General features: G+C 70.3%; 10 protein-coding genes and 2 pseudogenes. 7 read left to right on the top strand and 5 right to left on the bottom strand.

What is annotated here, in order from left to right; all coding sequences use genetic code 11:
• Position 1: 1 nt before the first annotated feature.
• The 3 genes from ETAA1_RS04500 to tnpC form a co-directional block, all read right to left on the bottom strand.
• A complete protein-coding gene (locus ETAA1_RS04500; RefSeq protein ID WP_145234693.1) occupies positions 2-2,497 on the bottom strand; it encodes a DUF1588 domain-containing protein in 2,496 nt (831 codons plus the stop codon).
• 156 nt (positions 2,498-2,653) lie between these two features.
• Entirely contained in the window at positions 2,654-3,094 is a 441-nt protein-coding gene (locus ETAA1_RS33770; protein WP_145234695.1) for a helix-turn-helix domain-containing protein, read from the bottom strand.
• Positions 3,095-3,217: 123 nt separating this feature from the next.
• On the bottom strand, positions 3,218-4,645 hold the full coding sequence (gene tnpC / locus ETAA1_RS04510; protein WP_145234697.1) for an IS66 family transposase: 1,428 nt from the start codon (positions 4,643-4,645) through the stop codon (positions 3,218-3,220).
• A 750-nt stretch (positions 4,646-5,395) separates the two neighbouring features.
• Between tnpC and ETAA1_RS04515 the strand changes: the two genes are divergently transcribed.
• Positions 5,396-9,391, top strand: coding sequence for a hypothetical protein (locus ETAA1_RS04515; protein ID WP_145234699.1), 3,996 nt, complete (start codon positions 5,396-5,398; stop codon positions 9,389-9,391).
• A 270-nt stretch (positions 9,392-9,661) separates the two neighbouring features.
• Positions 9,662-9,979 (top strand): annotated as a pseudogene (locus ETAA1_RS33775) (NAD(P)-binding domain-containing protein); the annotation flags it as partial.
• Here the strand turns inward: ETAA1_RS33775 and ETAA1_RS04525 are convergent.
• Positions 9,949-10,497 (bottom strand): alpha/beta hydrolase family protein, encoded by a 549-nt coding sequence (locus ETAA1_RS04525; protein WP_145234701.1) that lies wholly within the window; start codon positions 10,495-10,497, stop codon positions 9,949-9,951. The pseudogene ETAA1_RS33775 and the gene ETAA1_RS04525 sit on opposite strands and share 31 nt — an antisense overlap.
• Before the next feature lie 887 nt (positions 10,498-11,384).
• Positions 11,385-12,532, bottom strand: a pseudogene (locus ETAA1_RS04530) (IS3 family transposase); the annotation flags it as partial.
• Between the two features lie 66 nt (positions 12,533-12,598).
• On the opposite strand from ETAA1_RS04530, the gene ETAA1_RS04540 reads away from it, so the two are divergent.
• From ETAA1_RS04540 to ETAA1_RS04560, 5 genes are all read left to right on the top strand, one after another.
• Entirely contained in the window at positions 12,599-12,943 is a 345-nt protein-coding gene (locus ETAA1_RS04540; RefSeq protein WP_238389372.1) for a hypothetical protein, read from the top strand.
• A gap of 259 nt (positions 12,944-13,202) precedes the next feature.
• Complete coding sequence (locus ETAA1_RS04545) at positions 13,203-13,475, top strand: hypothetical protein (RefSeq protein WP_145234705.1); 273 nt, start codon at positions 13,203-13,205, stop codon at positions 13,473-13,475.
• A 236-nt stretch (positions 13,476-13,711) separates the two neighbouring features.
• Complete coding sequence (locus ETAA1_RS04550) at positions 13,712-15,136, top strand: DUF1501 domain-containing protein (protein WP_145234707.1); 1,425 nt, start codon at positions 13,712-13,714, stop codon at positions 15,134-15,136.
• A gap of 43 nt (positions 15,137-15,179) precedes the next feature.
• Positions 15,180-17,504 carry a c-type cytochrome gene (locus tag ETAA1_RS04555; RefSeq protein WP_145234709.1) on the top strand — a complete coding sequence of 775 codons (2,325 nt, stop codon included), beginning with the start codon at positions 15,180-15,182 and terminating at the stop codon, positions 17,502-17,504.
• On the top strand, positions 17,488-18,993 hold the full coding sequence (locus ETAA1_RS04560) for a DUF7133 domain-containing protein (RefSeq protein WP_145234711.1): 1,506 nt from the start codon (positions 17,488-17,490) through the stop codon (positions 18,991-18,993). The genes ETAA1_RS04555 and ETAA1_RS04560 overlap by 17 nt, the downstream gene beginning before the upstream one ends.
• Positions 18,994-19,005: the final 12 nt, after the last annotated feature.

Consider the following 19,005-nt stretch of genomic DNA (forward strand, 5'->3'; position numbering starts at 1 on the left):
CCTATTTCCGGTACACGAACGAGTCGGACGACAGCACCGACACCACCACCGCCCGGAAACTGCCGCCGCTCTCGACGTAGGCGCGGTCGGCGTCGATGAGGGTCTGCGAGTCGGCGAGGGTCTCGTTCCGCCCCAGGAAGAAGCGGAACGCGTGCCGTACGATCGACTGCCGCGCCCGGGCGGAGCGGGCGAGCCGGTCGATCAGGTCGAACGGGTCTTTCACCTCGCCGTCGAGGCGGGGGTCGCCGGTGCCGTCGAGCCGGCCGGTGGTCACGACCGGGACCGTCTTGTACGTGTCCGCCCCGTACTTGGTCTTGGTCCGAGCGATCACGTTGTCCGGGTGTTCAAGGCTCTCCCGCGTGCGGTACCGGCCGAAGTCGTCGAAGCACTCGAACGGCAGGCCGAGCGGGTTCATGTGCTGGTGGCACTTCCAGCACTCGGCCTTGCCGGTGGCGAGGTGGAGCCGGTCGCGGAGGCTCTTGTGCGGGTCTTCCGGAACCCGGGCGTCGACGGTGATCGGCACGTCGGGCACGCGGCCGGCGAGGAGCTTCTCGCGGACCCACTTGCCGCGGCGGACCGGGTCGGTGGCGGTGTTGGCGGCGTGGGCGATCAGCCAGGCGGGGTGCGTGAGCATCCCCTTGCGGTGCGGGAGCGCGAACGGCTGCTCGCGCGGGTAGTTCCACGCCGGCGGCGCGATGTTGTAGGCGTTCGCGTGCGGCGTCAGCATGTGTACGCCGAACGGGTACGTCCACACCGGGTGCGGGTCGAGCCCCTGCTTCTTGAAGTGTTCGACGTGGGTCATGGCCTGGCTGAGGTGCCAGGCGTCGCTGTTGTAGTGGAGCCGGCCGCGCACGAACGCCGCGTCGTCGGCCGACAGCTTCGGCGGCGTCCGCCTGTCCTTCTCGGGGATGAACCAGTTGGTCCCCTTGTAGCGCTCGTACAGCTCGTTCAGCTTGTCCATCTGAGCCGCGGCGTTCGGCACCGGGGCGACGAAGAACTTGTCGCCGGTGAGCAGCCCCTCGAACACGCCGCGGTCCCGGCGGAGGTGCCAGTCCACGAGCATGTCGGCCTCGGCGACCAGTTCGCCCGGCGTCTGGGTGCTGCCGCGGTCGGCGTTCCGGTAGAAGCCGTCGCTGCGGTTGATGTCCTTGAAGATCTTCAGGGCGGCCGGGTAGCCGAAGAACTCGCGGAAGAACCGGACCAGCTTCGGGTGCGTGGCGGTGTGGTTGACGTACGGGCGGAACAGGACGGGGTCGATCGTCCCGTGGAACTGCTTGTCGTCGGCGAGCAGCCGCTGCGCCTCGCGGCGGAAGTCGTCCTTGGTGGCGAGTCGCCCGTCGGCGGCGGCCCGCGCGAGCGCCGCGTCCGGGCCGCGGTCGCCGATCGCGTAGGCCAGCGCGTAGCTCGCCTCGCGCGGCGAGAGCTTCCGGCGGCCGTGCTCGTCGGCCGGGCCGGCGCCGAACTCGAGGCGGTATAGGAACTCCGAGTGGAGGAGCACGGCCACGAGCATCTGCCGCAGCCCCTCGGTGTTGCCCGCCAGGCCGATCGCCGAGCGGGTCAGCGCGAGGTGCTTCGCCAGTTCGTCGGCCGTTGGCGGCCGCTGTAGCACGCAGTCGAACTGCGCCCGGACGGCGGCGGCGAGTTCGGCGTCGGTCGGCGGGCCGGCCTTGAGGACGACCGCCTCCAGCGCCGCGGGGGTCGTCTTCGGGAACCAGCGGTCGCGCGGGTTCGGGAATTCCTTCGCGCTCGCCTCGCCCTTCTTGACCCGGGCGGCGTAGATCTGCTTCTCGGAGATCCACTGGGCGTTGGTCTGCATCGCGAGGAGGTGGCCGCCGTCGAGCACGCCGATGTCGTAGTACCGCACGCCGGAGTGTTCCGGGAGCAGGAACGGGTTGGTGACGCCGTCGAAGGTGCGGACCGAGAAGTTCTCGCGCTCCTTGCCGTCGAGCTTGAAGACGGCCATCACCCGCTCGTGGAAGATCTGCGGGCTGACGAGCCAGCGGCGGGCCGGGGTGAACGGCTTTTCCCGGATTTCCCCGCTGAACAGCTGGTCGTGGTCGATCGCGTTCCCGAAGTTCGGGTAGCGCAACTTGTCGCTCAGGTCGGCGCCGCCGAGGCGATGCGTTTCGGCGCCACTCCAGTCCGCGAGCGCCTTCCGCTGGCCGGGCGTCAGCTCCTTGGCCCCGGCGGGCGGCATCCCGCGGAAGTACACCTGCTCCTGCACGTCGCCGAGGAGGTCGCGCGCGGCCGCGGGGTCGAGCGTGTCGAGCGTGTCGAGCGTGTCGAGCCGGACCCCGCCGCTCCGCTTCGTCGGGCCGTGACAGGCGAAGCACCGGTCCGCCAGGACCCCCCGGACCTCGGCCGGCACGGCTACCGCCTTCGGCGGCTGGGCGGGCGCCCACCCCTGGGTCGCGAACAGCACGATCACACCGAGGACCGCGGCGTTCGACCGCACCGGATGAGACACGTCCGACACCCTCGCCGCACTGCGACCCATCGGCGTGATCCGCGCCGCCAATCTTTCTCAAGTGTAACCGCCGGCGAAAACGAGTGGCGGAAAAACGGGAACGATTCCCTGAAACCCTCCCACGCCGGCGGGTCGCCGCGCGGGGCGTACCCGTACCGCCGGTCCATCGTGGTGTTGGCGGCCGTCTCATCCACGAACACCACCCGGGTCGGGTCGAGGGCCGGGGCGACCTCCCGCTGCCAGGCGTCGCGGGCGGCCTGCACGTCCGGCCGGTCCCGCTCGGCCGCCTGGGTGACTTTCTTTGAACGTGTACCCGAGGGACCGGACGGCGGCCCACAGGGTCGAAAGGGCGACGGCCACCCGCAACTCGACCCGGAGTTCGGCCGGGGTCATGTCCGGGGTGGCGGTGAGGAGTTCCCGGATGCGGGGGAGGTGGGCGGCGAGCTTCGGCACCCGGGTGTCCTTGGCCGTCCGGGGCTCGACCTCCCCGGTCCTTCGGCGGCGCTGGACGAGCCGCCGGACCCAGGCCGGGCTGACGGTGAACGCCTCGGCGACCTCGGCGGTCGGGTCGCCGGCGTCGATGGCGGCCAGGACGCGGACCCGTAGGTCCATCGAGTACGGCCGCATGCCGCTCGCCCGGGTCGTGGTCGAGCCACTGTAACCGGGGCGAGGAGCCCGCGCTAGAGCGCTACCGAACCGACACCAAGTGACAGGAGATGCAGGCAACGGTACACCGTTCGGCGTAATCGGTCACACCCCGGCGAGTAGCAGGGGCGCGGGTCGTCGGGCGAAGTGAGCTTCGACGGCCGCCGTCACGCACCGGAACACGTCCCGCTTCTGCTGCCGGCAGGTCTCGATCACGCTCAGCATCGTCTCCACGAACCGGCTCCCCCGCTCGCTCTGCGTCCCGAACGACAGCTTCCGCCAGATCACCACGTGCCCCAGCGCCCGCTTGCTCGCGTTGTTCGTCGGCTCCACCCCGTCGTGGTCCAGGAACGCCCACAACCAGTCCCGGTGCTCGTGCAGTTCCCGACACATGCCGACCACCCGCGGGTTCCCGCTGAACACCCCGCGCAGCAGCAACCCCTCGACCGCGCGGCGGGCCGGCTCAGACACCCGCTTCAGGTCCGCCCGGGTGATCGTCCCGTCCCGGCACCGCGACCACTGCCGGAACACCTCCCGGGTCGGCCGCATCAGGTCGCGGCCGACCCGCGTCCCCTGCGGGTCGTCGCCTTCGATCAGCGCCTGGATGTCCCGCTTCAGGTGCGCCCAGCACCACTGGAGCCGGCCCACCTGCCAGTACATCTTGGCCCGGTCGCACACGACCACGCCGGCGAACCGGTCGGTCAGCAGGTCGTCGAGGAGGGTCGCCTCCCGGGTCGGGCGGATGGCGAACACGGTGAACCACCGCGCCACGCACGTCCACAGCCAGGCCTTCGCCGCCGCCTGCCGGGTCGGCGACTTGTCGATGCCGAGGTGCGGCTGGGTCGGCACCCGGGCCGCGAGCGCGTCGTACGTCGGGCGGAGGGCGGCGGTCACCTGGTGCTGCATCTTCACCGCCAGCGCCGCACAGCACGGCTGGCCGAGGAGCGAGCCGAGGAACAGCGCGGTCCGCCGCTTGCTCTGGCGGAAGTAGGCCATGAGCAGGCCGGTGAAGGCGACCAGCCGCGGGCCGGACTGGCCGACGGGGACGCCGGCCGGGAGGTCGGCGCAGGTCGTCGCCCCGCACCGGCAGGTGAGCCGGTCGCGCCGGTACTCGGTGACGATCGGCTTGATCTCGGGGAGTTCCCAGACCTGATGCCGGAGCGGGGACGGGTCGGTCCCGGCGAGGGGCTGGTGGCACCGCCGGCACGTCGTCGGCGCGAGTGGCACGACCCGGTCGCAGTCGTCGGTCGGGAGGAGCGGTCGGGCGTGCTTGGGGTGACCGGGTTGTCCGCCCCGCTTCTTGCGGGATCGGGGGCGGGTCGGGGTCGGCCTGGCGTGCGGGTGCTGGGTGCTGGGCGGGAGAGACGAGTTCTGGGGCGTCGGGTGCCGGTCGGCGAGTCGGCCGTTGAGGTCGCGGACCTCGGCCCGGAGTTGGTCGATCTCGGCGAACAGGGCGAGGACGAACGCCCGCACGGCGGGCGTCATCTGGGCGGCGAGTTCGGGCGGGATCCCGCGGCCGACGGGTCGCGTCATGCCGCCAACGTCGCCGAAACCGCCCGCCCGGACCAGATCAACTGCGCGGGGCGTGAACCGTTACCCTGTGAGGGAAGAGTACCCCTTAACTTGGTGTCCGCAAATCGTGGGGAACTTCAACCCTCATGCTCCTCGCGGCTCGTCGGTAGGTGGTTTCAACAGAGCAACGACACGACCGAGTTCAGCTTCACCCGGAACACCCCCGACGGGGTCGGCTAACTGCCGACCCGAACGACGCAAAGTGTACCACTACCGAACGACGCGGGACCTTGTGCCGGCACCGAGGGAGTGGTAAGCTCAGATCACACATTATTCCGTACGGTTGATTTCCTTTCGCTCGGACTTGGCGGGTACCTCAAGTACCGGAGGTGACGAACTCCCACATCAAGCAGTTCCAAAACGGATTCAGGCGTTTTAGCACACGTACTGATAGATCGTACGGACTCAGTAGAGCTATTATCTATCTAACCAATCTGTCTGTGGCGTGAGGGACGTGCTGGCGACGAACTTCGGTGACAGCGGTGAGTCGCATTCTCCGAGCGCGTGCCTTCTGGTCCAAACGCGGTCGATGCCCACGGCGTGACAACCGGTTCCAACTCGTAGTGGACGCACCCAGCCATGCTCGAACACCTCTCAACAAGTTCACCGGCTCCTCCTGATCCTCCGGCTCCGAAGAAGGGAAAACGACGACGCCGACTCTTCGGTATACTCGCGCTGCTGGCCGGGCTGATCCTGGCGGCGCCGTTAGTCGTGGCGAGTACCGGACTTCGCGACCGCGCGATCAACACGATCCTGGCGAGCCCGAGTGTCACGGCTTCCAGCGAGGCGGCGTCGCTCGGCTGGTTTACTCCCCTCTCGGTTCGCGGTCTCGCTCTGACCAGTTCGAACAAGCGGGTCGACATCCGCCTCGAAGACATGGGCTCGGACCGCTCCCCACTGCGGCTCCTGTCCACGGCGCCCGACCTCGGCACGATCCGGGTCAGTAAGCCTCACGTCCGGCTGGTGTTGCCGCTCGACGTCGACATCCAGGGGGCCCGCCACCGCCTCGAGCCGACCTTCACGGCGGTCGCGACCGACGCGGCCCTGACGGTGTACCTCGTCGGGCAAGACGAACCCGTACTCGAAGTCGATGGGATCGACCTGACCGCTCGGGTGGAGAACACGGAGGACGGGCGCGTCCTCAGTCTGGACCCACTCGTCGTCTTCGACCGGCGGAAGCTCACGCCCAAGCTGGCGAAGACTCTGGTCTACCTGTTCGACCCGACGCTCGCCAACACTCCCGACGTCACCGGGGAGGTTTCTCTTTCCCTGGACAAACTGCGCGTACCACTCGGCGTCCCGAAGGAAGACGCGATCAAGCGCATGGAGGTGGAGGGCAAGGTCACTCTCCACCGGGTCGCATCAGACTTTCGGAACCCGACGCGTCAAGCGGTGGTCCACCTGGTTGCCGCCTTGAATGGCAAACAGCCCACCGAGGTCGTGCGGCTGGCACAGGACGCCGAGATCCGCTTCCGGGTGAAGGACGGGCGGCTGCACCACGAGGGGCTCCGCCTCGGCTTCCCGGACATCGACCCGGATCTCGTCGTCACCTCACACGGCTCCGTCGGGCTGGACAAGTCGCTCGACCTGCACGTGGAGTTGCCGCGCCTGGACAAGGCGCAGCGGGCGGCGAAGGGGCCGGCCCGGTGCCGCATCACCGGGACTGTCGACAGCCCGAAGATCGCCGTCGCCGACGCCTCGCTCGTCCTTCGCCAGCACGACCGCACGGTGCCGATCATCGCGGCGGACGGCATGACCCTGACCATGCAGGTCGAGACCACCCCCGCCGGGGCCGTGCTCGCCGTCGACCCGGTCGAGGTGTTCAAGCGCGCCAAGCTGAACGTGGTGGCGCCCAACGGGCTGGTGTCGCTCATCGTCCCGGACGTCGAGGTCGAGCGGCAGGTGACCGGCGAGGTCTCGCTGGCCCTGAGCCGCGTCCGCATCCCGCTCGGCGGCGGCCCCGACCAGCTGGGCAAGGGGCTGGAGGCGGAGGGCACGCTGACGCTGCACGACGTGACCACCGAGGTCAAGAAGCCGATGTGGCAGGCGGTGACCAAGCTGCTGGCCGACATGAGCGGCAAGCCGCCGTCGAACGTGGTCCGCCTCGCCGACGGGGCCGAGATCCGCTTCCGGGTGAAGGACGGGCGGCTGCACCATGAGGGGCTCCGCATCGGCTTCCCGGGCATCGACCCGGATCTCGTCGTCACCTCACGCGGCTCGATCGGCACGGATGAAACACTGGACCTGCACGTGGAGTTGCCGCGCCTGGACAAGGCCCAGCGGGCGGCGAAGGGACCGGCCCGGTGCCACATCACCGGGACCATCGACAACCCGAAGATCGCCGTCGAGGACGCGTCGCTCGTCCTCCGCCAGCACGACCGCGCGGTGCCGATCATCGCGGCGGACGGCATGACCCTGACCATGCAGGTCGAGACCACCCCCGCCGGGGCCGTGCTCGCCGTCGACCCGGTCGAGGTGTTCAAGCGCGCCAAGCTGAACGTGGTGGCGCCCAACGGGCTGGTGTCGCTCATCGTCCCGGACGTCGAGGTCGAGCGGCAGGTGACCGGCGAGGTCTCGCTGGCCCTGAGCCGCGTCCGCATCCCGCTCGGCGGCGGCCCCGACCAGCTGGGCAAGGGGCTGGAGGCGGAGGGCACGCTGACGCTGCACGACGTGACCACCGAGGTCAAGAAGCCGATGTGGCAGGCGGTGACCAAGCTGCTGGCCGACATGAGCGGCAAGCCGCCGTCGAACGTGGTCCGCCTCGCCGACGGGGCCGAGATCCGCTTCCGGGTGAAGGACGGGCGGCTGCACCACGAGGGGCTCCGCATCGGCTTCCCGGGCATCGACCCGGATCTCGTCGTCACCTCACGCGGCTCGATCGGCACGGATGAAACACTGGACCTGCACGTGGAGTTGCCGCGGCTGCGCAAGGACAAGCGAGACGGGGGACCGGTCAAGTGCCACGTGACCGGAACCCTCAGCGATCCGAAAATCGCCGTGCCGGATGCCTCGCTGGTCGTCCAGTTGACCGAGACCGGCAAGGCCGCTCTCACGGTCGAAAACGTCAACCTGGTGTTCGGCGTCGAGACGTCCAAGGCCGGGCGGGTGCTGACGCTGGCGCCGGTCACCGTTCTCGAGAAGCGAAAGGTGACGCCCGAAGTCGGCGATCAACTGCTCAAGCTGATCGCACCGACCCTGTCCGATCTGTCCGGGGTGCAGGGCGAGCTCTCGCTGTCGTTCGACACGTTCCGCGTGCCCCTGGGGGTGCCGAAGGCCGAGGCCGTCAAGCGCGTCGAGCTGGCCGGGAAGCTTCACTTGCATCAGATCACCGTCTCCACGAAGACTCCACTCGTTCAGACCACGGTCAAGCTGCTGGCCGACATGTACGGCAAGCAGCCGTCCGACGTGGTGCGAATTGTGAAGAACGCAGAAGTCCGCTTCCAGGTCCGCGAGGGCCGCGTGCATCACGAGGGAATGCGGTTCGGCTTTCCCGACATTTCTCCGGACTTGATTGCGCTCTCGCGCGGGTCCGTCGGCTTCGACAGCTCGCTCGACCTCGAGCTGGAAGTGCCGCGGCTCGTCCTGAAGAAGAAGGACGCGCCCGCCCCCAAGGCACTGCCTCCCGTCCGATTCCGAATCACGGGAACAATCGACACGCCCGTCGTGACGGAGATCAAGCAAGAGAAGGACAAGCCGCCTCAGGGAGCGGGTCTCGATGACCCCGCACAGCTCGTGCAGGTCGGGTCGCTCGATCCCGTTCGCGGCCCGGATACCGACCCGACTGTCGGCACCAAGGACGAGTCGCGTGCGCCGCCAGTCGAGATCAAGGCCGTCATCCGGATCTCCAGGCAACTGATCGACGACGTGGTGGCCCATAAGGAGGTCGAAGCGGCCGTTCCGTACCGCGCGAAGGTTCTGGGCTTCTCGACCCAAGGGGTGATCGACGGGACGGGGAAGCTGTCCGTGGACATGTCGGCCGTGGAGGGTGACGGGGTCTTCATCGTCAACGCCCAGGGCTCGGCCCAGACGTTCGTCCGGGGGGTCCGCGGACCAGTCGTCGCCACGGGTACGGCGTGGGGGCCGTTTACCTCGCGGACGCTGGTGCGGTTCGACGGCCGGAACTTTTCCGTGGTGGAAACCACTCCGTGGTCCGAGGTGCACGGACACCTCGACCGCGTGGAAGGGCGACGCGGGGGGCCGATCGGACGCATCGCCGGTCGGTTGGCCATGCCCGTGGGTCGGCGACTGGTGCCGCGCGCGGAGCGGGAAGCCACGCCGATCGCCAACTACTTGCTCGCCAACTACGCGAACGAACTCGGTGGAAAGATCTCCGCCCGGCTAAACCAAAGAACCGCCGTGGAGCGGTCGCTCGCCCGGCTGTTTCCGGAAACCAAGGACTGGGGATTTCAACTGTCCACCCATCCCCAGTACATCCAGGCGGCCTACGGCCCGCGCGGCAGTGCGGCGCCCGTGTTGCCCGATAACCCGGGACGCCCCGCGGAGACCCGGCTGGAGCTCTGGCTGCGAACGACGACGAAGGAGGCACAATCTCTGGAGCAGCTGACCCGGCGACCTCTCGCCAAGCAACTCGTCCAGCGCTACCTCGAAGCGACCCTGCCCGAACTCGCCGCCTTGACGGAGGAAAGGACCGTTCACTCGATCGGCCAGTGGCTGGTGCTGAGTATTGGAGTGCCGAAGCCAGACTAGCGCGGGCACCGTCTTCCGATCCGGGGAGAGCGTAGACGCGTCCGGGTGCTGGTTCTTGTTGTCCGGGTGAGCGGCCGGAAGCGACATCGGCCCCGGCGCGCCGGGCGGGTACGCCGGGGCATCGTCACACCCGCCGGGCGGCCGCCGACGGGCCGAATGGGTTGTACCCCGCCGCTCGTGCTCGTAACTCACCCGGGAAGCGGCAGTCGATCGACGCGCACGCGGGTCGCCGGCCCGTGCTCCCGGGCGTCTCTGAAAAGCGAGGTCGTGATCCAACTCGGGATGATCGGGCTGGGCCGGATGGGCGGGTTCATCGTCGAGCGGCTGCTCCGCGGCGGGCACACCTGCGTCGCCCACGACCGGTCGGCCGAAGCGGTCGCGCGGGTCGCCGCCGGCGGGGCGACCGGGGCCGCCACCCTCGCCGAGTTCGTGCAGAAGCTGACCCGGCCGCGGGCCATATGGCTGATGTTCCCGGCCGGGGTGGTGGACGCCACCCCGGCCGACCTCGTCCCCCTCCTGGCCCCGGACGACGTGGTGATCGACGGCGGGAACTCGTACTACGTGGACGACATCCGCCGGGCGAAGGAGCCCTCGTACTCGACCACGTTCGCGGAGCCGTTCAGCGACGCGCACCCGGCCACCTGGTCGGGGAGGAGGGCGGCGAACGCGAGGGCGGCCGTCCCGCCCATCGACCCGCCGGCCACGACCACCCGCCGCACCCCGTACTTCGCCCTCAGCTCGTCCAGGATCTGCAGCACGTCGGCCTCGGCCGCCGGCCCCATCCACGAGGTCTTCGCCCGGTAGTCGAGGCAGACGAGGAGAAAGCCGTGCGCCGCGGCCACATCCCGCGTCCCCTTGCACTCGCCGCGGTCCTGCGTCACGAACTGCCAGCGGTCGGAGCCGTGGCCGTGGAGGGCGACAACGGCGGTGTTGGCCAGCGCCGCGTCGAACCCCTTCGGCCGTACCACGACGTACCGCTGCTCGGTCTTGTCCAGGCGGGCGACAAAGGGCACGTCGTCCGCCGACCGGAGCGCGCCGGCCGCGGCCAGGAACACGGCGACGATGGCGGCACCCCGGAGCATCCCGGGCCTGAACGTGCGTCTCATCGGCACACACCTCACTGGGGGGAGCGACCTGAGCCCCGGTTTCGGAGCAGCGGGCGGCCTCGGCCGGGAGCAGTTTGGCCCCCGACTCCTCGCAGGTTACGAGCTCGTCGGCCAAGGCCAGGCCGCCCGACGCGGCCGACCCCGCCAGCAGATCCCGCCCGGCCCGCCGGCCTGACACGGCCGACAGTCCGACCTCGTCCCGCAGCAGCCGCCGGCTGGTGACCTCGCACCGCACCGTCTCCTCCGCGAGCCCGGCCCGTTGTGGGGTAGGTCCGAGCGGACCAGAAGCGACCGCAGGACGACCCGCCCTGACAGGTCCGACCCGGCGACCTCGGTGTCCAGGGCGAGGTTCCCGGTCTTGTCGCACGCCACCAGGCGGGACCGCCGCACCCGCCTGCCGGTGACCGTACACACGCCCGCCTCCCCGGGCAGGATTCGCCCGCCGGAGACCTCGCAGGCCACGAGCTTCCCGGGAAAGACTCGCCTGCCGGTCGCCGTACACCGCTCCATCAACCGGGTCAGCCCCGGCCGGCCGGACGCCTCGCTGTGTGAGGTCAGCCGGGTGATTGGCGACAGCCGGGTTTCCCCTTCAACGACAATTCCATTTCCCGCCGCGTGACCTCCCGATCGCCGGTGTGGCTACGCGGACCGACCCCAGGGGTTCGAGGGTTCGGCATGCGTGTCACGGATCAACAGGTTCGCACGTTGCGGCGACTGGACGCGCGGGGCACGCCCCGCGCCGTCGCCGCCCTCCGGTCCGGGATGGATCCCAAGACCGCACGCAAGCCGGGGGCGTTCGCGGCGTACCGGTACCGGGACGACCTGTTCCCGACCACTGATCTTCCCGAAGAAAAATGGAGTCGAAGTGAACGGTGGGTCTGGTGGTACGTCCGCTCGAACTCCTCGGGGGACACGAACCCCAGGGAGGAGTGGCGGCGGACGCGGTTGTAGAACACTTCCAGGTACTCGAAGATCACGGCCTGGGCGTCCTCCCGGGCGGCGAACATCGTGCCCGGCGCGATCCCGACCTCGCACTTCAGCCGGCCGAAGAAGCTCTCGACCGGGGCGTTATCCCAACACTGCCCCACCCCGCTCATGCTGCACACGATCCCGGCCCCGGTGAGGACGCGTTGGTAGTGCTCGCTCGCGTACTGGCTCCCGCGGTCCGAGTGCGCGAGCAGCCCGACCCCGGGACGGCGGCGGGCCAACGCCAACTCCAGGGCGTCCACGACCAGCCGGCTCTCCATCGTCGCCGCCATGCTCCACCCCACGATCATCCGGCTGAACAGGTCCTCGACGACGGCCAGGTACACCCACCCCTCGCGGGTCGGGACGTAGGTGATGTCGGCCGACCAGGCGGCGTTCGGGCGGGCCGGCGTGAAGTCCCGGTCGAGTCGGTTGTCGGCGACCGGGTGGGCGTGCCCCGAGTCCGTCGTCCGCACGAACCGACGCGGCGTTCTCGCCCGGATTTCGTGGGCCGTCATGAGCTTGGCCACGGCGTTCTCCGAGCACGCCTGACCCCGGGCGTTCAACTCGGCGGTCATGCGCGGGCTGCCGTACCGCTCCCTCACCTCGGCGTGGACCTCCCGGATCGCCGCGACCAGCTCCCGCCGCCGCTGCTCGGCCGCGCTGTCGGCCCGTGACGCCCAGGCGTAGTACCCGCTGGCCGACACCTCCAGGGCGTCGCACATCCACCCGACCGGCCACTCGGCGGCGTGGTCGGCGACGAACCGGAACGTCAGGTCGGCGGGTTGGCGAAGTACGCGGCGGCTTTTTTTAACAAGTCCCGCTCGGCACGAAGTCGTGCGTTCTCGGCGCGGAGTTGGCGGAGCTCCTCGTCGGCCGGGGACGGGTTGCCGTGCCCCGGGAAGGCGGCGTCGCCGCGACCCCGGTGGGCCTTCCGCCACTCGTGGAGGACGTTCTCGTTGACCCCGAGGCGGCGTGCGGCCTCGGCGACGGAGAGCTTCTGGTCGGTGATCATCTTTACCGCGCGGAGCTTGAACTCGGCGGTGTACGTCGCACGCAGTCGGGCCATCGGTGTACTCCTCCTCGGAGCATACACCGTTAACTTCGACTCCACGAAACTTGGGGAGGGTCACGGGTGGTGTTCGGGACGGTCGAGGCCGTGGCCCTGGCGTTGGTGGCGTGGGCTGTCAGCACGGCGGTGAACACGTGCTTCGTGGAGCGGCACAACGGGACCGACCGGAACCGGTGTAGCCGGAAGGTTCGGAAGAGCTACGCCTTCTCGAAGGACTGGAAGGTCCACCGGGCGGCGACGACGTTCAGTTACTTCAGCTACAACTTCTGCTGGCCGGTGGAGACGCTCCGGGAGCGCGATGCCGACGGCCGGTGGCGATCGAGAACCCCGGCGATGGCGGCCGGATTGACCGACCACGTGTGGTCGTTGGCCGAATGGTTGGCATTCCCGGCTGTGCAAGGACAGTAGGACACCACCGTCGAATCCGAGCGGTTGTAATCGCTTCCAGACTTCCTACATAGTTGAGCCTTTTTCACGGCTTTCTACGGCAACTCTGGCAGTGCCAGAGTTGTATGACGACCTGCTCCCTACCCCATCTCAACCCAATCTCTGTGCCTCCCGCCGCCGGATCTGGCTGAGGTCGTGTTCGATCGGCATCAACGGCTCGGACAACCGCCTCCGCGAGGTGCAGCGGACGCTGCCGACGGCGTTCTCGAACCTTAGCGTGATGTCCACGCTCGGGATCGACCCGCCCGGCGGCTGCCACTTCCCCGCCGCCGGCTACGCCGAGTTCGCCTGCCTCGTCGCGCCGCTCGTCGAGCGCGACTTCTACAGGAAAAAGTCGGCCGCGGCGATCGACGCCGTCCGGGCGGGCAAGTGGAAGCTGTTCCTCGCCACCGGCGCGGTGTACGACGCGGAGGCGGACGTGGGCGAATCCACCGAGTGGCGCCCGCGAACCCCGACGTGGTGCAGCGCCTCCGCGGGTACGCGGCCGGGATGACTGCCGACCTGGGCGCGGAGGCGACCCGGCCCGGGCGTCCGCCCGCCAGGTCGGGTCGCGGCCCCGCAGAGGCTCCGGCTGCCCGAGCGGCGGGTCGCCTCCCGGCGTGACCGTCCGCCGCGGACCGGGACCGACTCCCCCGGTATCCGCTTCCATTTGCCGCGCCTGTCGGGCATCCTAGAGTAGCAGCCACCCGCCCGCACCCGGTCCCCGCCGCGGTCCCGCCCGGAGTCCCGATGCCGCTGCCCGACTGGTTCGCCCGCCGCGCCGGCGCCGGCGTCTCACGCCGCTCGGCGCTGAAACTCGGCGCCGCGTCCGTTCTGGGGCTGTCGCTCCCGGAGTGCCTGGCGGCGGCCGGCGCGGGCGCGAAACCGGCCGCGAAGAACGTGCTCGTGCTCTACGAGCAGGGCGGGCTGTCCCACATGGACACGTGGGACCCGAAGCCGGAGGCGTTCGTCGATCACCGCAGCCCGTTCCGGCCGATCGCCACGCGGGTGCCCGGCGTCCGGTTCACGGACCTCCTACCGCACACCGCCGACGTCGCCGACAAGCTCGCCGTGGTACGGGGGATGCACCACTCCCGCGGCGGGGCCGACGCCCACCCGAACGGCACCCAGTACGCCCTCTCCGGCGCCCACCCCGCCGCGTCCCCGCTCACGATGCCGGACATCGGCTCGGTCGTGTCCCACGTGATCGGGTCGGAGTGCAAGTACCTCCCGCCGTACGTCATGGTCCCGGGGAACCACGAGCAGGCGGCCGAGGCGCGGACCGGGTTCCTGCCGGCCGGGACGAAGGTGTTCAAGACCGGCGGCCGGAACCTCGCCGACCCGGCGTGGAAACTCGACGGCCTCGTCCCGGTCCGCGAAAACCAGAGCGACCGGCTCGGCGGCCGGCACGGGCTGCGGGACGCGCTCGACCGCCAGCCGCTCGGCTCAGGCGCATCGCTGACGGACGTCCAGGGGATGGACCGGTTTTACGACCAGGCGTTCGACATGCTCACCAGCCCGAAGGTGTCCGACGCCTTCGACCTCAAGAAGGAACCGCCGCGGGTGCGCGACGCGTACGGCCCGGGCCACCGCGGCGCGTGCTACCTCGTGGGCCGGAAGCTGATCGAGGCCGGGGTGCGGTTCGTCACCGTGGACACCCGCTGGCCGCAACTCGCCGACACCCCGCGCGGCGGCAACCTGAACTGGGACCACCACGACCACATCTACGCCACCGGCACGTGCGAGCTGCCGGGCGCGACCGGGGCCGGGGCGGGGCGGTACGGGATCGGCCACTGGGTGATGATGGGGAGCGTGGACCGGGCGTTCGCGGCGCTCGTCCGCGACCTCGACCAGCGCGGGCTCCTGGCCGAGACGCTGGTCTGCTTCGTGTCGGAGTTCGGCCGCACCCCCAAGATCAACAAGGCGCGGGGCCGCGACCACTGGACGCACGCGTACTCGATCGTGTTCGCCGGGGCGGGCGTCCGCGGCGGGCAGGTGATCGGCCGCACCGACCGCGACGGGGGGTACGTCGTCGACGCGGCGTACACGCCCGAGGACTACGCCAGCACGATCTACGAGAAGCTCGGCATCGACCGCGCGAAGCCGGTGTACACGGCGAGCAACCGGCCGGTGTACTTCGGCCACCTCGGCGCCCCGATCCCCGGGATCGTGTGACCCGCCGCCCCGCCCCGCATTCCGGTCGGTGTGAGGAACTCGCGTGAAGCCGTTCGGGTCTGCCCTGCTCGCGGTGGCGGCCGTCGCTGTCGCCGCTTCCCCGGCGGCCGCCGCGCCCGTCGTCCCGGGCCTTTCCAACACGCACCCGCTGACCGAACCGCAGGTCGGTCGGCTCTTGATGAGCGAGTTGCGGTGCGCGGCCTGCCACGGCGGGAAGGACACCGCTCCGGCGATCGATCGATCCGCCCCGGACCTATCGGACGTCGGCGCCCGGGTCGCGCCGGACTACCTGCGGCGGTTCCTGGCCGCGCCGGCGGCGGCGCACCCCGGCACGCCCATGCCCGACCTGCTCGCGGCCGAACCGGCCGGGCAGCGGGAGAGAATTGCCGAGGCCCTCACGCACTTCCTCGTCGCCCAGTCGCCGGGGAAATTCACCCGCCAGCCGTTCGCCGACCGCGACCCGACCGCCGGGAAGGCGCTGTTCCACTCGGTCGGCTGCGTCGTCTGTCATTCCCCCCGCGACGACGCCGGTAAGGAGGTCGCCGCCGAAGCGGTCGTCGGGCTGGGGCACGTGCCCGAGAAGTACAGCCACCCGTCGCTGAGAGGCTTCCTCCGCGAACCCACCCGCGTCCGGCCGTCGGGCCGGATGCCGGACATGAAGCTGACGCCCGCCGAGGCCGACGCGGTCGCCGCCTACTTGGTGGGAGCGACGGCCACGAAGGTCGCGGCGCTGGAGCCGCGGGCCGACCTCGTCGCCCTCGGCAAAGAGCACTTCCGGCGGCTGAACTGCGCGGCCTGCCATACGCTCGGCGGTGTTCCGCCGGCCCCCCCGGTCCGCCCGCTCGACGGGGCGGACGCGGCCCGCGGGTGTCTGTCCGATCAGCCGGGCAAGGCGCCGCGCTTCGGCCTGAGTGCGGCGCAAGCGAAGGCGGTCCGCGCGGCGCTCGCGGCCCCGGCCGCGCCGGCGTCCGACAAGGACCGGCTGGCGACGACGCTCGTCGCGTTCAACTGCGTCGGCTGCCACAAGCGGGACAACTACGGCGGGGTGTCCGAGGGGCTCGACGAGTTCTTCCGGGCGAGCGAGAAGGAGCTGGGCGACGAGGGCCGCATCCCGCCCCCGCTGACGCTCGTCGGGGCCAAGCTCCAGCGGGTGGCGATGCAGAAGGTCCTGTTCGACGGCGACGGCGTGCGGCCGTACATGACGACCCGCATGCCCCAGTTCGGGGAGCCGAACCTGCGCCACCTGCCGGACCTGTTCGCCGCGCTCGACACCGTCAAGGGGGTCGAGTTCCGCCTCCCCCGGGCCGAGGGCGGGGACCAGCAGGAGCGGGACCGGGAGCGCGTGATGCGGGCCGCCGGCCGCGACCTCGTCGGCGACCAGGGGTTGAACTGCATCGCCTGCCACAGCTTCAACGGCAAGGCGCCGAACCGCGAGGGGATCGAACTGCTGACGAGCACCCAGCGGCTCCAGCCGGCCTGGTTCTACCAGTTCCTCCGCGACCCGAGCGCCTTCCGGCCGCGGACCGTCATGCCAACCTCGTGGCCCGGCGGGAAGGCCGTCCACACGAAGATTCTGGACGGCGACACCGACCGGCAGATCGAGTCGATCTGGTACTATCTGTCGCTCGGCACGTCGGCCGCCGACCCGTCCGGGATGCGCTCCGCCGACACGCTCCTGACCGTCACCGACGCCGCCCGCACGTACCGCGGTCGCAGCAGTGTGGCCGGCTACCGCGGGATCGCGGTCGGGTTCCCGGACAAGTTGAACTACGCCTTCAACGCCGAGACGGGCACGCTGTCGGCGCTCTGGCGGGGCGACTTCGTGCGCGTCAACCGAGGGGGGCAGGGGTCGGGCGGGTTCAACCCCGCCGCCAAGGCCGTTCAACTCGCCCAGGACCTCTCCTTCTACGCCCTCGCCGACGAGCGGGCCGCCTGGCCGCTCCGGCCAGTGACGAACAAGGACGTGCCGGCCAACCCCGACCCGCTGTACGCGAAGAACGGCGGCTACCAGTTCAAGGGGTATCAGCTCGACGCCGCCGCGGTCCCGACCTTCCTGTACCGCACCGGCGACGTCGAGGTCGGGGACCGGTCGGCGGCAGAAAACCCCGACGAGAAACCCCGTCTGGTCCGCCAGCTGTCGTTCGACTCGCCCGCGGCCCGGACCGTGTGGTTCCGGGCGCTCACGGGGAAGGTCGAGGCCGAATCGAAGGTCGTGTTCAAGACCCCCGACCTGCGGGTCGGTGTCCCGCCGGTGCCGTTCGTCCTCCGCCCGACCGCCGCCGACCCGCGGGCGAAGGAACTGCTGCTCAGGCTCGACATTCCCGCAGGCCGATCCACCCGGACACTGACCTATGACATCCTCCCATAGCCGGTTCGGCCGGGTGCTGGTTCTCGCCGCGGCCTGCGCCCTCGCCCCGGTCCCGGCCGGGGCCGAGGACGTGGGCGGCCGGTGGGGCACCGAGGAGCGCGAGCGGGAGTACTACCCGGTCGTGAACGTCCCCATCCCCAAGGGGCTGGTGGTCGAGGCCGGCGCGTTCTGCCCGCTCCCGGACGGCCGCATCGCGGTCGGCACGCGGCACGGCGAGATCCACATCCTGAGCGGGGTCGACGAGAAGCGGCCGGACCCGGCGTACCACCTCTTCGCCACCGGGCTCGACGAGGTCTTCGGGCTCGCCTACAAGGACGGCGCGTTCTACGTCACGCAGAGCTGCGAACTCACGCGCGTGACCGACACGAACGGCGACGGCAAGGCCGACCGGTTCGAGACGGTGTCCGACGCCTGGGGCTACGCGAACTACCACGAGTACGCCTTCGGCTCGAAGTTCGACAAGGCCGGGAACCTGCACGTGGCGCTCGGGCTGTCGAACTCCTACGACTCGTACGCGCTGTTCCGCGGGTTCGTGCTGCAGATCAGCCCCGACGGCAAGACGCGGGCGCTGGCCAGCGGGCTGCGGAGCCCGGGCGGGATCGGGTACAACGAGCACGGGGCGCTCTTCTACGCCGAGAGCCAGGGGCCGTGGAACTGCTCGTGCAGCCTGAAGCCGGTCGCCCCGGGCAGCTTCCAGGGGCACCCGGCGAGCTTCAACTGGTACAAGTTCGCACCGGAGCTCGGCCCGGTCCCTGAAATGCCCAGGTCCGGCTCGCGGGTCGTCGTCGAGCGGGACCGGGTGAAGCAACTCTCCCCGCCAGCAGTCATCTTCCCGTACGTCCGCATGGGCCGGTCGATCACCGGGTTCTCGGTGAACGGCACGGCCGGCAAGTTCGGGCCGTTCGACGGCCAGATGTTCCTCGGCGACTACACCCTGTCGGTGATCATGCGGGCCACCACCGAGCAGGTGAACGGCGTGTGGCAGGGCGCCTGCTACCCGTTCCGCGAGGGGCTCTCGACCGGCATCCTGAACGTCGAGTTTACCAAGGGCGGGAGCCTGATCTGCGGCGGCACGAACCGCGGCTGGCCGGTCCGCGGGATCAAGCCGTTCGCCCTCGAACGGCTCGACTGGAGCGGGAAGGTGCCGTTCGAGATCCAGCGCGTCACCGCCGAGTCGACGGGCTTCAAGGTCGCGTTCACGAAGGCGGTGGACGCGGCAACCGGCGGCGACCCGAAGGCGTACCGGGTGTCCACCTTCACCCACCCGTACCACCGGGGGTACGGCGGGCCGGAGATCGAGCGGACGACCCCGACGGTCGAGCGGGTGACCCTCGCCCCCGACGGGCTGTCGGCGAGTCTGGTGCTGAGCACCCTGGCCCGCGGGCACGTCCACGAGTTCGACCTCGGGGCCCTCCGCGCGCGGGACAACGAAACCCTCCTGCACCGGCACGCGTACTACACGCTCAACGAGATCCCGGCGGCGAAGTAGCCATCCTCCTAC

It is taken from the genome of Urbifossiella limnaea (assembly GCF_007747215.1).
Taxonomy (GTDB): Bacteria; Planctomycetota; Planctomycetia; order Gemmatales; family Gemmataceae; genus Urbifossiella; species Urbifossiella limnaea.